Origin of the sequence: Streptomyces cynarae, assembly GCF_025642135.1 — a bacterium.
Lineage (GTDB): Bacteria > Actinomycetota > Actinomycetes > Streptomycetales > Streptomycetaceae > Streptomyces > Streptomyces cynarae.
In genome coordinates this window covers 6,980,242-6,995,151 of the sequence record NZ_CP106793.1, presented here as the reverse complement: position 1 = coordinate 6,995,151, position 14,910 = coordinate 6,980,242, and the positions used below count along the sequence as shown (strand labels likewise).

The 14,910-nt window shown below is 70.4% G+C and carries 14 protein-coding genes; 9 read left to right on the top strand and 5 right to left on the bottom strand.

Annotation, left to right across the window (positions count from 1 at the left end):
* The first annotated feature begins 21 nt into the window (after window positions 1-21).
* A complete protein-coding gene (locus N8I84_RS31750; RefSeq protein WP_263232837.1) occupies window positions 22-672 on the top strand; it encodes a TetR/AcrR family transcriptional regulator in 651 nt (216 codons plus the stop codon).
* Here N8I84_RS31750 and N8I84_RS31745 read toward each other — a convergent pair.
* Window positions 638-1,276 (bottom strand): TetR/AcrR family transcriptional regulator, encoded by a 639-nt coding sequence (locus N8I84_RS31745; RefSeq protein ID WP_263232836.1) that lies wholly within the window; start codon window positions 1,274-1,276, stop codon window positions 638-640. The two genes, N8I84_RS31750 and N8I84_RS31745, sit on opposite strands and share 35 nt — an antisense overlap.
* Before the next feature lie 137 nt (window positions 1,277-1,413).
* Here N8I84_RS31745 and N8I84_RS31740 point away from each other — a divergent pair, with 137 nt between their 5' ends.
* From N8I84_RS31740 to N8I84_RS31705, 8 genes are all read left to right on the top strand, one after another.
* Window positions 1,414-2,559, top strand: a complete 1,146-nt coding sequence (locus N8I84_RS31740; RefSeq protein ID WP_263232835.1) for a VOC family protein — start codon at window positions 1,414-1,416, stop codon at window positions 2,557-2,559.
* Complete coding sequence (locus N8I84_RS31735) at window positions 2,556-3,533, top strand: fumarylacetoacetate hydrolase family protein (protein ID WP_263232834.1); 978 nt, start codon at window positions 2,556-2,558, stop codon at window positions 3,531-3,533. Before N8I84_RS31740 ends, N8I84_RS31735 begins: the two co-directional genes overlap by 4 nt.
* Window positions 3,530-5,131, top strand: coding sequence for a bifunctional 3-(3-hydroxy-phenyl)propionate/3-hydroxycinnamic acid hydroxylase MhpA (gene mhpA, locus N8I84_RS31730; RefSeq protein ID WP_263232833.1), 1,602 nt, complete (start codon window positions 3,530-3,532; stop codon window positions 5,129-5,131). Before N8I84_RS31735 ends, mhpA begins: the two co-directional genes overlap by 4 nt.
* A gap of 16 nt (window positions 5,132-5,147) precedes the next feature.
* Window positions 5,148-7,181 (top strand): acetoacetate--CoA ligase, encoded by a 2,034-nt coding sequence (locus tag N8I84_RS31725; protein ID WP_263232832.1) that lies wholly within the window; start codon window positions 5,148-5,150, stop codon window positions 7,179-7,181.
* A complete protein-coding gene (locus tag N8I84_RS31720; RefSeq protein WP_263232831.1) occupies window positions 7,178-7,531 on the top strand; it encodes a DoxX family protein in 354 nt (117 codons plus the stop codon). The genes N8I84_RS31725 and N8I84_RS31720 overlap by 4 nt, the downstream gene beginning before the upstream one ends.
* 137 nt (window positions 7,532-7,668) lie before the next feature.
* Window positions 7,669-8,361: a hypothetical protein gene (locus N8I84_RS31715; RefSeq protein ID WP_263232830.1), complete on the top strand. Its 693-nt coding sequence runs from the start codon at window positions 7,669-7,671 to the stop codon at window positions 8,359-8,361.
* Window positions 8,362-8,966: 605 nt separating this feature from the next.
* Window positions 8,967-10,046 carry a PP2C family protein-serine/threonine phosphatase gene (locus tag N8I84_RS31710; protein WP_263232829.1) on the top strand — a complete coding sequence of 360 codons (1,080 nt, stop codon included), beginning with the start codon at window positions 8,967-8,969 and terminating at the stop codon, window positions 10,044-10,046.
* 373 nt (window positions 10,047-10,419) lie between these two features.
* Complete coding sequence (locus N8I84_RS31705; RefSeq protein ID WP_263232828.1) at window positions 10,420-11,061, top strand: aldo/keto reductase; 642 nt, start codon at window positions 10,420-10,422, stop codon at window positions 11,059-11,061.
* Between the two features lie 159 nt (window positions 11,062-11,220).
* Here the strand turns inward: N8I84_RS31705 and N8I84_RS31700 are convergent, their stop codons facing one another.
* The 4 genes from N8I84_RS31700 to N8I84_RS31685 form a co-directional block, all read right to left on the bottom strand.
* Window positions 11,221-11,703 (bottom strand): cupin domain-containing protein, encoded by a 483-nt coding sequence (locus N8I84_RS31700; RefSeq protein WP_263232827.1) that lies wholly within the window; start codon window positions 11,701-11,703, stop codon window positions 11,221-11,223.
* A complete protein-coding gene (locus N8I84_RS31695) occupies window positions 11,700-12,638 on the bottom strand; it encodes an NADP-dependent oxidoreductase (RefSeq protein WP_263232826.1) in 939 nt (312 codons plus the stop codon). Before N8I84_RS31695 ends, N8I84_RS31700 begins: the two co-directional genes overlap by 4 nt.
* Window positions 12,639-12,946: 308 nt before the next feature.
* On the bottom strand, window positions 12,947-13,327 hold the full coding sequence (locus N8I84_RS31690; protein ID WP_263234945.1) for an HD domain-containing protein: 381 nt from the start codon (window positions 13,325-13,327) through the stop codon (window positions 12,947-12,949).
* Window positions 13,328-13,453: 126 nt separating this feature from the next.
* Window positions 13,454-14,719 (bottom strand): SWIM zinc finger family protein, encoded by a 1,266-nt coding sequence (locus N8I84_RS31685; protein ID WP_263232825.1) that lies wholly within the window; start codon window positions 14,717-14,719, stop codon window positions 13,454-13,456.
* Between the last annotated feature and the right edge of the window lie 191 nt (window positions 14,720-14,910).

The window sequence follows — 14,910 nt, the reverse complement described above, 5'->3', positions numbered from 1 at the left end:
CAATCGTGGAGAGAAAGAACCATGCAGACGACCGACACCCCGGGCCGTACTGTGCAGCGCAAGGATGCTCACTCCAACCGCCGACGCATCCTCGCGACCGCCCGGCAGAAACTGCGGGACGACCCCGACGCGAGCCTCGACAGCATCTCTCAGGCGGCCGGCGTCGCCCGGCGCACCCTCTACGGACACTTCCCCAGCCGGCATGCGCTGATCGCCGACCTGGCGCGGGAAGCGGGCCATGAGCTCCGGCAGGCGTTCGCCGCGGCGCGGACCACGGATGCCGACCCGCTGGAAACGATGACACGGATGGTGCTGGCGGCATGGACGGTGGGCGACCACTACCGGATGCTCATCACCTTGGGACGGCGCCATCTGGGAGAGGACGAGATCCGCACCACCCTCGCACCGGCCCGCGCAGAAGCCGTCGCCACCCTACGGCGCGGTCAGCGCAAGGGCGTCTTCGCGGACCACCTTCCCGCACCTGTCCTCGCCCAAGCGCTGGAGGCACTGATGCTGGCCCTCGCCGAGGAGAACGCCGCATGCCCGTGGACCGACCCCACGGGCGAGGCCGCGGCGACCGCGTTCCTCGTCGCCGCCGGCGTAGCACCGCGGAGGGCCGCGCTTCAGGTGCAGGAGGTCATCGGGCGAGATCGGGCAGCGGGCGCCGGGTGACCTCGTGGGCGTCGTCCGCAGCGAGGCCGAGCATGCGCAGGACCATCTCGGCCAGGTCGGAGGCGGCCTCGTCGCCGTCGAGGTCCGGGCGGTCCAGCCGCAGAGCCACCAGGGACAGCAGGGTGCCGCCCAGGGCGGACAGGGCGATGGTCGCATCGCCGCAGGAGAAACGGCCCGAGGCGATGCCGATCTCCAGGTCGCGCAGGGCACGTGGGGCGAGGCCGCGGTCGGAGTGGATGTGGGACAGGCCGCGGTCGCGCAGGATTCGCATGAGTTCCGGGTGGGAGTCGGCCATCCGGGCGGTGAGCCGGAAGCCGGCCGCGACCAGCTCGGCCGGGTCGTCGATGCCTTCCACGCGCACGTCGATGACCTGCCCGAACTCCTCCAGGGCGTCCGTCACCGCCGCGTCGAACAGCTCCGTCTTCGACTCGAAGTGGTTGTAGAAGGACCCGAAGCCGACATCGGCGCGCTCGGCGATGGCCTGGATGCTCGCGCTCGTGTCCCCGGTTTCCGCGAGGATCTGCCGGGCCGCGCGGACGAGCGCCTGGCGGGTCTCGGCACGGCGTCGCTCGAAGCGGTTCTTGGGCGGGGCTGACGTCGGCATGCGGCCAGTGTAACCGTCGCAACGATGACGCTGCCATTACTGATGAGATCCTCAATTATTTGGGCTGCGCCTATTGACGACGAGAAACAGCAGAGTTGATGATTTCATCATTACGGCAGTGTTGCTTGGAGGACACCATGTCCCACATCCCCGTTAACAAGGGCGGTCCTCTGACGCCCCACCAAGACCTCCACAGTGAGCAGGGCGCCCTGCGCGGCGAACACCCCGGCCGAGCCCGGAATCCCGTGATCAAAGTGGCGGACCTGGCCTGGCTGGAGTTCGAGAAGCCCGACCTGGACCGGGCCGAGGTGTTCGCCCGTGACTTCGGCTTCGCGATCGCCGCACGCACCGAGCAGGAGCTGTGGCTGCGCGGCACGTTCGCGGGCTCGCCCTGCATGGTCATCCGGCGTGGGCGGGCGTCCCGCTTCCTCGGGCCGGCGTTCCGCGCGGCCGAGCGGGCCGATGTGGACCGGCTGGCCGCCGCCGTCGGACACACCGTCCGGGACATCGACGTCCCCGGCGGCGGCCGGTCGGTCGCCCTGTTCGATCCCTCGGGACTCCCGGTGCGGGTGGTGCACTGCGCCGAACCGCTGCCCGCGCTGCCCGGGCAGGTGCCGCTGATCCTCAACACCGGCATCGAAGGCCGTCGTACGAACACCACCCAGCGCCCGCCCCGTGAGCCGTCCCGCATCCAGCGCCTCGGGCATGTGGTGCTGGAGACGCGGACGTTCACCCGCACCCTGGACTGGTACCTGGACACCCTTGGCATGATCGTGTCCGACTTCCTGTTCCTGGACGGACAGCGCCAGCGCGGGCCGACCATGGCGTTCATCCGCTGCGACCAGGGCAGCCTGCCCGTGGACCACCACACCCTCGCCCTGCACCTCGGGCCGGGCACCGGCTACGTCCACTCGGCCTACCAGGTCACCGACCTCGACGCGATCGCCGCCGGCGGCGAGTACCTGGCCGAGCGCGGCTACCAGCGCAGCTGGGGCATCGGCCGACACATCCAGGGCAGCCAACTCTTCGACTACTGGCGCGACCCCGACCGCTTCATGCTGGAGCACTTCGCCGACGGCGACCTGTTCTCCTGCGACCTCGAACCCGGATGGGCACCGATGTCGGCGAGCGGCCTGGCCCAGTGGGGGCCGCCCGTCACCCGCGACTTCCTGGGCACCAGTCCCTCCCCCGCCAAGCTCCGCGAGGTCATGACGGCCCTGCGCGACGACAACGAACTCGACCCCGCACGCCTGCTGGGCCTGATGAAAGCGATGAGCTCATGAGCACCAACGTGCTGCGCACCCCCGACGGCTGGTGGGCCGTCCTCCCCCAGGCTCTCGACTCCGCTCGAGCAGGGGGGACCCCCACCGAGCGCGCCGTCCGCATCGAGACCAAGGCGGTCACCACCGCCGAACTGCTCGCCGACCGTGCCGCCGTCCGGGAGGCCGCCGCCTCCGGCGAGCGCGGCACACCCGTCGCCGACCTGGTGGCGCTGCCCCCGGTCACCACCCCCTGCCGGGTGGTCGCCCAGATGGTCAACTACCGCAGCCACGCCAAGGACTCGGGCTTCACGGGCGACATACCGCCCACCTTCTTCCGCAAGGCGTCCGGCTCGGTCAGCGGCCCGCACGACACGATCGTCCGCCCGGCACACGTGAACTTCCTCGACTACGAAGTCGAACTGGGCCTCGTCATGGGCGCGACGCTCCCGGTGGGCACGGTTGTGGAGGAGCAGGACCTTCCTTCGTACGTCGCCGGGCTCGTCCTCACCAACGACGTCAGCGCCCGCGACGTCCAGCTGACCAAGACCCAGTTCTACGAGAGCAAGTCCTACCCGACCTTCACGCCGACGGGTCCGTACCTGGCCCTGCTGGAGCCGGAGGACTTCGACTGTCTGATCGACCTGCGACTGCGGCTGTCGGTGAACGGTGTAACGCGTCAGGACCGCACCCTGGCCGACATGATCGTGCGGCCCGCGCAGGCGCTCACCCTGCTCGCCCGTTTCCAGACCCTCGACCCGGGCGACGTGCTGCTGACCGGTACGCCCGGCGGCACGGCCCTGAAGGCCCCGCCCAAGCCGGTCGAGAAGATCGCCGCGCTGCTGCCGCCCGCGCTGAAGTGGAAGGCGTTCTTCAACGGCCAGGCCAGGAACCCCCTGTACCTGCGCGACGGCGACCTCGTCACCGCCACGATCGCCACCCCCGACGGGCGGATCGACCTGGGCGAGCAGCGGACCGCTGTGGCGGACGCGACATGAGCGCCGCATCCCGGAGACCGGTAGTGATCATCGGCGCGGGACCCGTAGGAGTCACGGCCGCGCTCCTGCTCGCCCGGCACGGAGTGCCCAGCCTGCTCCTCGAACGCCACCGGGATATTTACCCCCTGCCGCGCGCCGTCGTCGTGGACGACGAGGTTCGCCGGATCCTGCAGAGCGTCGGCGTCCACGAGGAGTTCGCCAACCTCGCCAGGCCGGCGCCCGGGTTGCGGCTGCTGGACGCCCGGCGCCGCGTGATCGCCGAGTTCCCACGATCCCTGCACGGCCACCACGGCTTCCCGCAGACCAGCATGTTCGACCAGCCAGAGCTGGAACGGCTGCTGCGCGACGCCCTGGCCCGTCGCCCCGAGTGCGAGCTGCGGGGCGGGGTGGAGGTCGTGTCCGTCAGCCAGGACACCGACGGAACGGCTCCGGTCCGGGTCACCTTCCGCCGCGACGGCAGCAACGAGGACGAGCACGTGTGGGCCGATGCGGTCCTCGGCTGCGACGGCGCCGGCAGCCTCACCCGCGACGCCATCGGCGCCGTGTGGGAGGACCTGCACTTCGAGGAGAGCTGGCGGGTCATCGACGTACGCACCAGCCTCCCGGTGCGCACCTGGGAAGGCGCCGAGCAGATTTGCTGCCCCACCCGGCCGGCCACCTTCATGCGAGTCGGCGAGGACCGCTACCGCTGGGAGTTCCGGCTGACCGAGGGCGAGTCCACGGACGGCCCGGAGGGGCTGGAACAGCTGCACGAGCTGGTCGCCCCCTGGGTCGACCTGCCGTCCGCCGCCCACGGGGGCGACGACTTCGAGGTGATCCGGCAGGCGCGGTACACCTTCCGGGCCCGCCTGGCCAACCGGTGGCGCCGAGGACGCGTCTTCCTGCTGGGCGACGCCGCCCACCTCACCCCGCCTTTCATCGGGCAGGGCCTGTGCGCGGGCCTGCGCGACGCCCGCAACCTCACCTGGAAACTCGCCCGCGTCCTTCAGCAGGGCGCGGACGACCGTCTGCTGGACACCTACCAGCAGGAGCGCAAGCCGCACGCCCGCCATGTGATCCGTGTAGCGGTCGCCGTCGGGTGGGCCATGACCGGGGGACAGGACCGCGGTGCGGCCCTCCGCCGGGCCGTGGTGGGCGCGGCATGCCGCATCCCCGGCGTGACCGCGGCGGTGAGCCGCGACCTCAGCCCCGCACTGACCGCCAATCCGCTGGTACGACGCCGCCCCCGGCTGACCGGCCGCTCACTGGCCGGCACCTTCTGCCCACAACCCTGGGTGATCGTCGACGGCAGGCGAGAGCGCCTCGACGACATCCTCGGGGACTCCTTCGCCGTACTGACCGCCGTGCCGCCCGCAGCACGGATGACGGACGTGGCCACGGCCCTGGGTGCATCCGTGATCCATGTCGGCGACCTGGACGACGACGGCACGCTGGCCGCCTGGCTGGCACGCGGCCGGGCGGACGCCGCCCTGCTGCGCCCCGACCGCGTCGTACTGGACACCGTCCCCACTGGCACCGGCGAATTCACCGACGCCGCCGCCTGGGCTCCCCTGCTGCACACGGCCCGCCGCCCCGCCGAAGCCCCGCCCGCACCCTGACGAGGAACACCAGACCATGACCACCCCGCACGCCACGCCTTGTCCGGAGCCCTTCCTTCCGCCCGACCCCCAAGCGGCCGCCGACAGCCGCATCGCGGACTTCGCCCGCTGGGCCGCCCGTCACCAGGGCGCCGACGGCATCCAGGACCCCACCGACTACCAGGCCCTGCACCACTGGTCCGTCACCGACCTGGAAGGCTTCTGGGCCGCGGTGTGGGAGTACTTCGACATCGACGCCGCCACACCGTACGAGCGGGCGCTGGCCGAGGAGACCATGCCCGGCGCCCGCTGGTTCCCCGGCGCCACCCTCAACTACGCCCACCACGCCCTGCGCACCCTGCACCCGGACGCACCCGCGATCACCGCGCTGGACGAGACGGGAGCCGCCTACGAGATCACGGGACGACAGCTGCGCGCCCAGGTCGCCTCCGTCGCCGCCACCCTGCGCGACCTGGGCGTCGGACAGGGCGACAGGGTGGTCGGCTACCTGCCCAACACGCCCCACGCCGTCATCGCCTTCCTCGCCGCGGCCAGCCTGGGCGCGGTGTGGTCGGTGTGCGGCCAGGACTACGCGCCCAAGGCCGCCGCCGACCGCTTCGCCCAGCTCGAACCCACGGTGCTCATCACGGCGGACGGCTACCTCTTCAACGGCACCCGCCACGATCGCCGCGCCGCTTCCCTCGACCTGGCCGACGCCCTTCCCACGCTCAAGGCCACGGTTGTCGTGGATCACCTGGGCCTTGCGTGGTCCGAGACCCGGGCCGCGGGCCTGACGGTTCCCTGGGAGGACGCGGCCGGCCGCACCGAGTACCTCGGGATCACTCCGGTGCCGTTCGACCACCCGCTGTGGATCGTCTTCTCCTCCGGCACCACCGGCCTGCCCAAGGGCATTGTCCATGGCCACGGCGGCGTCCTGCTGGAGCACCTCAAGACCCTGGGCCTGCACAGCGACCTGGGCGTCGGCGACCGCCTGCTGTGGTACACCACCACCCACTGGATGATGTGGAACCTCGTCGTCTCCACCCTGCTGACCGGCGCCACCACCTGCACCTACGACGGGAGCCCCGCGCCGGTGGCGCGCCCGGACGTCCTGTGGGAGCTGGCAGCCCGCCACAGGGTCACCGTCTTCGGCACCAGCCCCCAGTACCTGCTGGCCATGGCCAAGCTGGGCATCGAACCCTCCGTGCACGACCTGGCGGCCGTCCGCGCCATCGGCAGCACCGGCTCCACCCTGCCCGCATCCGCCTACCACTGGGTCCGCGACCACGTCGGCGCAGGCATCCAGTTGGCCTCCACCAGCGGCGGTACCGACGTCGTCTCCGCCTTCGCCGGCAGCGCCCCCACCACCCCGGTGTGGGCGGGTGAGCTGTCGGCTCCCAACCTCGGCGTGGCGCTCGCGGCGTACGACGGCGCGGGACGGCCGGTCGTCGACCAGGTCGGCGAACTGGTCGTTACCCGCCCGATGCCCTCCATGCCGCTGTACTTCTGGAACGACCCTGACGGCAGCCGCTACCGCGACGCCTACTTCACCGCCTACCCGGGTGTGTGGCGGCACGGCGACTGGATCACGCTCACCGGTCACGGCTCGGTGATCGTCCACGGCCGCTCCGACGCCACCCTCAACCGCAACGGCGTACGCCTGGGCAGCGCCGACATCCACGACATCGTCGAACGCCTCCCCGAGATCACCGAGGCTCTCGTCATCGGCGCGGAGGAACCCGACGGCGGCTACTGGATGCCGCTCTTCCTCGTCCTCGCGGACGGGAACGTCCTGGACGATGCCCTGCACGAGAAGATCCGCGACGCGATTCGCACCGGCGCCTCACCCCGCCACGTTCCCGACGAGATCCTCGCCGTACCAGCCATCCCGCACACCAGAACCGGCAAGAAACTCGAGGTACCGGTCAAGCGCCTGCTGCAGGGCGCCCCCGCCGAGCAGGTCCTCAACCCTTCGGCGGTCGACGACCCGGACCTCGTCGCCTACTTCGCCGGCCTGGGAGCCGAACGCCGCCAGGCCCGTCACCCGCACACCGTCAAGGACGTTTCATGAGCCTCTCCGCCGCCCTGGCCTGTCTGATCGTGCTGATCTTCGCCCTGCTGGGCGTGGCCAAGATCATGGGCCTCGGCCCGATGCCCGAGCTGGCCGCCCACGCCGGCTTCACCACCTCGGCCTACCGGCTGATCGGTGCGCTGGAGCTGGCGGGCGCCATCGGCGTGGCGACCGGCCCGGTCCTGCCGCTGCTCGGAGAGCTGGCCGGCCTCGGCCTCCTTCTGCTCCTCGCCGGTGCCGTGACCACGCACGTGCGCAAAGGAGACGGGTCCCCGAAACTCGTCCCCGCCGTGGCGTGCGCGGCACTGGTCGCCTGGTATCTCGTGCTCCTTGCCGGTGGCGGCTCGTGACGTTGGATGGCCGTAGCAGCCACCCGTGACAGGCATGAGCGTCGTGCTAGCCGTCTGCTGCGCGCAGGCGGCACAGAACCCTGGCCCTGTTAGCGAGCCCACGTTGGCGCTGGCACACTGAATCTGTGGTTCCGCTGATGACCGCGACCGATCAGGCCGCGTCCTCATCACTCACAGGCGCCGGCGTGGTGTCGGTCTGCGCCCTGCTCTTCACCGTCGCGTCGTTCTGGTGGCTCAACGCCAGGCAAGGGCGACTGAAGACCTGGGAGCCTCACGCCTTCGCAGCGATCATTCACTCGTCCACGGCCCGTCTGCGGCTCCCGCTCGTCCTTCACAACACCGGCCCCAAGCCGATCGTCGTACAAGACCTCATCCTGACCTTCCCCGACGAGCCCCCTTCTCACCTGCCGCTGCTGTGGGTGTCCTCACCGTCCCGCCTTCAGCCGGGGCCGGACGAGGATGCGAAACTGCCGGCCGGCTTCGTAGTGCCCGGAAGAGAAGCGCAACAACTCTTCATCGAGTTCGAGGCACCCTTTTCCGGGTTCATGCCGGAAGCCCGTGACTACAAGGTCCAGCTGCAAGCAAGAGTCGGCCACCGCAAGGGGTGGCGCCGCCTGCTGACGTTCACCCTGCGGGCCGCCAACATCATCGATCCGGATCGCTACACCGTCTACAACAACGCACCGGTCGAGCTGACGAAGGAAGATCAGAGAAGAGCAGATGCCGCACTCCTTGAGTTGTTGCAAGAGCAAGGGGACGACTCCGCGCCGGGCGGCAGGAGACCGCGGCGTTCTTCCCATGACGACGGCGACGCCGACACGAGCCGCTGACGCATCACCTGCCGGCCGAGCACCGCTCCTGCTGCGATCAGGAGATCGCGGTTCCTGCGGTCACGCCGACAGGTCGGCCCGCGGGAGGAGCGCCCGGAACAACGCCCGACAGCCCTGCGACAGCTGGGACGGTTCGCGCAGCAGATTGAATGCCTCCGCTCAGTTCGGCGACAGCGTCCCTGCTTTGGGTGCTGCAGAGCATTCGCCAGCCACTGCTGGGAAGTGGCGAGGTCCTGCATCCGGGAGCCGATGGATGCACGGACCAGGTGGCACGGCCAAAGTCGCTACGTCGACCGCTCGGCACCGTGCACCACGAGGGACGGCGGGTCAGTCGTCACCCAGCGGCGGAGACTTGCCCTGATCAAGCCCGGCCGGCATCCACAATGCTTGTGACCTGCCGCACATGACCTTGCATGCCCATATATGTCCGTTTTAATTGATGGAACCATCAGAACCGACGATATGATCCAGATGGAGAGCACATGGCATTCACGTTGCGCGACCCTGCGTGTACGGCTCCAGGTTGCGTGCAGGAGCCACACCTGATGCATCACCGAGCTAGGCCGTCACTCGTTCACTCGCGCACCTTGCCGCAACCACGATCCGTGCTGACAGTCGCCTTGCTGTTCATTCTGGCGATCACGCTCATCGATCTGCAGGTGCCTGGCGCAGTGCATCTCGGCGACTTGCTGATCATGGTGCCTGTACTCACTTGCTGGTACGCGAGCTCCCGGGTGACCTCACTTGTCGCAATCATGGCTGTGTCGGCTTTGCTGGCCGTCTTCCTGGTCCGCCAATCGGTGAACCCGCCACAGGCGGCTGCCCTCATTGCGACCTCGGTGGCCGTCGTGATCGCCCGGTACCTGACGGAACACGGACAGCGAAAGCTGGTCCAGCTGCGCGCAGTCGCCGAGGCCGCGCAACGCGCCATACTGCCTCCCCTCCCCCACCGACTCGGCCCCCTTCGCCTGGCCTCGACGTACCTGGCGGCAGAGGATGAAGCACGCATCGGCGGAGATCTCTACGCCGCCGTGCGCACGCCCACTGGGACACGGTTGATCATCGGCGATGTTCGGGGCAAGGGCCTGGCGGCGGTCGGCATCGCCGCCCACACCATCAGCACGTTCCGCGACGCCGCCCGCCGGCTGACCACGCTGCCGGAACTCGCCGCCTACCTGGATTCAAGTGTCCGCAGCAACGCATCCGAAGCAGTGAGCCCCGAACAGACCGAAGAGGCGTTCGTCACCGCCACTCTCCTCGAAATCCCCGACGCCGAGCCCCTCGTGCGGAGCGTCACCTGCGGACACCCCCCACCGCTACTCCTACGAGCGCACGACGTCGTGACCCTGGAAGCCGGCCAACCCGCGCCCCCGCTGGGACTGGGCGCATTGGTGCAAACCACCTTTCACCTCGACACTTTCGCCCTACGCGCCGAAGACATCCTCCTCCTCTACACCGACGGTGCCATCGAAGCCCGCAATACCGACGGCGAGTTCTACCCGCTCGCCAAACGACTCACCCACCAGAACCACCGCCATCCCACGGCACTCCTCAACCACCTCCGCGGCGACCTTCTCAACCACGTCGGCGGCCGACTCGACGACGACGCCGCCTTGATCTCAATCAAACGTCAACCCGCTGACGGCACAGCGGCATCGGCTGACCAATCGACCTGTGATGAGTGAGGCGTCTCGATGTCCTTCGATATGCGGTCACGCAGCACTTCTGGCCTAGGGGAACGATCCAGTGCAGTACAGCAGTGAAGTACAACAACCACCACCACCGCCACCGACCGCCAACGATCCTTGACGAGCGCGCACGTCACCCACCGGACCCGGTCGGGGACTGGTGGAACAGAGCTTCCAGTACTGCCGCACCCTCGACGGGCGAAATGGTCTCGTTGTGCGGCAACCCACCTCGACCATCCAGACTGCGCCTGGCTCGCGCGCCGCGCCCGCGCATCGCGCGACGTCCCCGGACATGCCGCCTGATCTCCGCCGCGATCGGCGTCACCGTCCTGGTCGCGGTGGTCGGCTCCCACGTCGGTGCCACCTCACGTTGAGGATCGACCTGTTCCACCAGCATCGCGTCGACCCGGAGGTACCGGTCGAAGACGTCGCCGGCACGGTGGGAGAGCTGGTCCAAGAGGGCAAGGTGCGCTGCTTCGGGCTCTCGGAGGCCAGTGCGCAGACCATCCGCCGCGCCCACTCGGTGCACCCGGTGACCGCGGTGCAGAGCGAGTACTCGCTGTGGACCCGGGACCCCGAACCGGAGGTTCTGCCGACCTGCGCGGCACTCGGCATCGGGTTCGTGCCGTTCAGTCCGCTCGGCAAGGGTTTCCTGAACGGGACGGTGGACGCGTCCACGGCGTTCACGGACGGCGACGTCCGCACGTCCATCCCCCGGTTCACCGCGGAGAACCGGGCGGCGAACCAGGCTCTCGTGGAGCATGTCGCCGCACTTGCCCAGAACAAGGGCGCCACACCCGGACAGGTCGCCCTCGCCTGGCTCCTCGCCCAGCACCCGTCGATCGTGTCGATCCCCGGAACACGCCGCCTGTCCCGCATCGAGGAGAACACCGGCGCCACGCGACTGCCCCTCTCCGCCGACGACCTGGCCGACCTGAACGCACTCGCCGACCGGATCGGTGTTAAGGGCGACCGCTACAACGAGCACCACATTTCCCTGGTCGACAAGTAGGCATTCCAAGCCGAGGCCGTGTGGCGGTTCAGGCAGTGCTGTCCGATCCGCCACACGGCCTCGGCGAGCAGCAGCGTCACGCCGAAGCCCAGCACGTCCCGCAGCGCCGGCAGGGGCGGGGTTCGTGAAGAGTGTTACCGCCCGCTGGGTGCCCCGGGGCTACGACTTCGGGTCGTCGACCTTGAGCTTTGCTCCGGTGTTGGAGACGTAGACCACCAGGAGCCTGGCCCGTTCGGTCGGGCTGGTGTTCTCGGTGAGGACGTGGTGGGCGCCCGGCTGCTCGACCCAGTTCTCGCCCTGGTGGTAGGTGCTGACGGGCTTGCCGTCGAGCTGGCTGCGCAGGGTGCCTTCGAGGACGTAGGCGTAGACGAACGCCTGGCCGTGCCGGTGCGGCATCGCGCGTGCGTTGGGCGGGAAGTCGACGATCATCGAGGTGAACGTCTTGCCCTTCACATTCGGAAGTGCTTGCTGGAGCAGCGGCTCGAGGGTTTCGGTGGGGGGCGTCGATGCCATGGCCGCAGGCGATGCCGCGGCCGCGGTCGGCCTCTTGGCGCGGGCAGGCTGGTTCGAGGTCGAGCACGCCGTGGCCGCGGCCAGCGTGGCCACGGCCAGCAAGCCGCCGGCGATCCGCATTCCGATCATGATCGGTCTCCTGTTCGGTCTTCCGTGACGCGGACGATCGTCTTGCCCGGGGTGTGCTTGCCGGGGGCGAACGCGGAGGGTGCTTCGGCGAGCGGCCGCACGGCACCGACGACCGGCTTGAGCCGGCCGTCCCTCAGCCGCGCGGCGAGATCGGTGAGCCGGGCGCGGTCGGGTTCGACGACGAAGAAGACCGCCCGTCCGTCCTTGGGCTGGACCTTGGGCGGCATGGTGATGGTGACGAGCGTGCCACCGCGGCGGACCAGGGCGGCCGAGCGGTCGAGGATGTCGCCGCCGATCACGTCGAACACGACGTCGGCCTCGCCGGCGTCCTCCAGCTTCTCGGTCTGCAGGTCGATGAAGGTGTCGACGCCCAGGGCGAGCGCCCTGTCCCGGTCGGAGGCCCGGCCGGTGCCGATGACGCGGGCGCCGGCCTCGCGGGCGAGCTGCACCGCGATCGAGCCGACGCCGCCCGCGGCACCATGGATCAGGACGGTCTGACCCGTGGTCAGACGGCCGTGGTCGAACAGGCCCTGCCAGGCGGTGAGCCCGGAGATCGGCAGCGCGGCTGCCACGGTGTGGTCGATGTCGGCCGGCAGCGGGGCCAGGTTGCGGGCCTCCACCGCGGTGTACTCGGCGAGGCTGCCGTTGCGGGCCCAGTCGGCCAGGCCGAACACCCGCTGTCCGACGCTCAGGCCGGTGGTGCCGTACCCCAGCTCCACGACGACACCCGACAGCTCGTGCCCGGGCACGCTCGGCGTCCGGTCGTGGCCGGCGCGATCGGTCCACGTGGCTGGCCAGTCCAGCTCGCCACGGGTGAAGCCGGCGGCGTGCACCCGCACGATGACGTCGTTCTCGGCCGCATGGGGGTAGGGCATGTCCGTCAAGGACATCCCGCCAAGACCGGCGTCACGGTCTCGCACAGTGATGGCTTGCATACAGGTCCTTACTGGGAGGGGCGACTCGAGCGCGCAGCCCTCACACACAGGGCTGGCAGCGGCTCGTCATCGGGAAGACGCAGCAGGTACATGTATGCCGTTTCGCATGATCGACTTCACCTGCCCGCGCATTCATCCGTCGCCCGTCTGCGTATTCATCAGGGAGGCGAGGTAGCCCGTCCGGGTGTAGTGGCCCGTCCAGGTGTAGTGGCCCGTCCAGGTGTAGTGGCCCGTCCGGGTGTAGTGGCCCGTCCGGGTGTGGACGACGCCCGTCGCAAGGGCGACTCACGCGTTTCTCGCGTCGTCTTTTACGCCCTCTTGATCAACTCGGCCTTGAAGTCGCCCCGCGGATGGACGGCGGTGATCTCGTCCACCTGGCTGCGATCCAGCTCGTCCAGACCCAGACCCAGCACGTCGGTCAGGACGCCGAAATTCGTGATGGCGATCTCCGGGCCCATCCGCCCGGGAATTTCGGGGGTCGTGTGCAGCGCGATCGCCGTCCACACCACGTCGGCGGCCGTGCTGGGGAAACCGTGGTCGAGCATGAACTTACGTGCGTGGTCGGCTCCATCGACCTCGAAGCGCTGCTCCAGGCCGGAGAACGGCGTCATGAGGCCGGTGTCATGAAACATGGCGGACAGGTGGAGAAGCTCCGGGTCGGGCTCCGGACCGAGCCTGCGCGCATGAATGACACCGAAGACGAAAACGCGCCGGGAGTGGTGGTAGATGAGGTGCTGGTCATCTTCTGCACGAGGCGGGTGGCTTCGGCGACCGCCGCCGTTTCAGCGGGCACCGACTGATCCCAGGACGCCCTGTCAGCCCTCCCCCGGCGCCCCGAGTCCGGTCAGGGCGCCGACCGGGTCCGGGTCCGGGGTGCCCCGGGGCCACCAGTCGTCGCGGCCCGGTTCCGACTCGTACGCGTACCACAGGCCGTCCTGGCCGAGACGGAGCTGGACATGGCCGTCGGGGTGGGTGAGGCGGTTGTGCCACGGGCGGAAGGCGGGCAGGTCCGCGGCCAGGAGCAGGGGGCGGGCGCGGTCGAAACGGCCGGCCGGAGGGTCCCAGGGCTCCTCCAGTACGGCGAGGGCTTCCCTTCCGCCCTGCCGCCAGGCGGCGACCGCCCGCGCCAGGTCGGCCGGTGTCCGCCCGGTGGCGGCGGCCAGCGACGCGTACAGCGCCCGGCTTCCGGCGGTGAGCCCCGAGCCGGGGCGGGCGGCGGCGAGCCGTACCGCGTCCTGCCACAGCGTCAGTTCCCCGACCGGGTCGTGCCCGGTGGTCAGCAGGGCGTGCGCGCGGGCGGCGGCGTCCGTGGCGAGTTGATCCAGCGCGAACGAGTCGGGGCCGCCGGGGGCGTCCGGGTAGATCGGTGGCTGCTCGGGATGGGCGGGCGGGGGCAGGAGCGCGGGGAGCGGTGGCCGGGTGCGGCGGGCCAGGGCGTCCCGGGCGCGTATGCCGGGGGCGGGGGCGGGCTTGCGGTCCCGGTCGGCCCGGGCCGCGCGGGCCGCGTTGCGCCGCGACAGGGCGTCGAGCAGGTCGCGCTCGCCGCGGCCGCGCAGCAGGAGCAGGACGAAGGGGTCGCGGTCGAGCAGGTGGGCGGTCTGGTAGCAGACGGCGGCCGCGTGCTTGCAGGGGTGGCCGAAGTCGGGGCAGTTGCAGTGGGGTTCGAGGTCTCCGGCGCCGGGGAGCAGGCGGACTCCGCACTCGGCGAGGGACTGCGGCATCTGCTTGTCCAGCAGCGCGGCGATGTGCGCGGGCCGCTCGGCGGCGGCGTCCAGGAAGAGGTCCCACTCCTCGTCGGAGAACGTCCTGAGCCGCACCTGCACGCGGTACGGCCGGGGCCGGCTGCCTTGCACGTACGCCACCACGAGCCCCGGGGTGACGGTGATGGAGTCCACGTTCCCCCGCCCCGCGTACGCCCTCCCCCGCGCCAGGCGTGCCGCGTCGAGGGCCCCTTCCTCCAGCGCGGACACCCAGGCGTTGCCCCACCACGTCTCGGCGAAGCGGTCGCGGTCACGCACCGGACGGGCGGGGAGCGCCTCGAAGGTGCGCCGCAGCTCGCCGTCACGGCCGGGGGCGGCCATGGAGCGCGGGTAGCGGGGGTGACCGTGGGCTCGGCGGGCGGCGCACCGGGGGCCTCGCGGACGGTTCGGGTGTGCCCTGTCGCGGCCGTGTGGGCGGGTTGGGTGTCGCGCGCGGCGAGGGCGTCCCGCGCCGCTCGCCGGGCTCCCGCGCGGCGGACGCGCTCCCGCTCCGCGGTACCGCAGACGCCGGC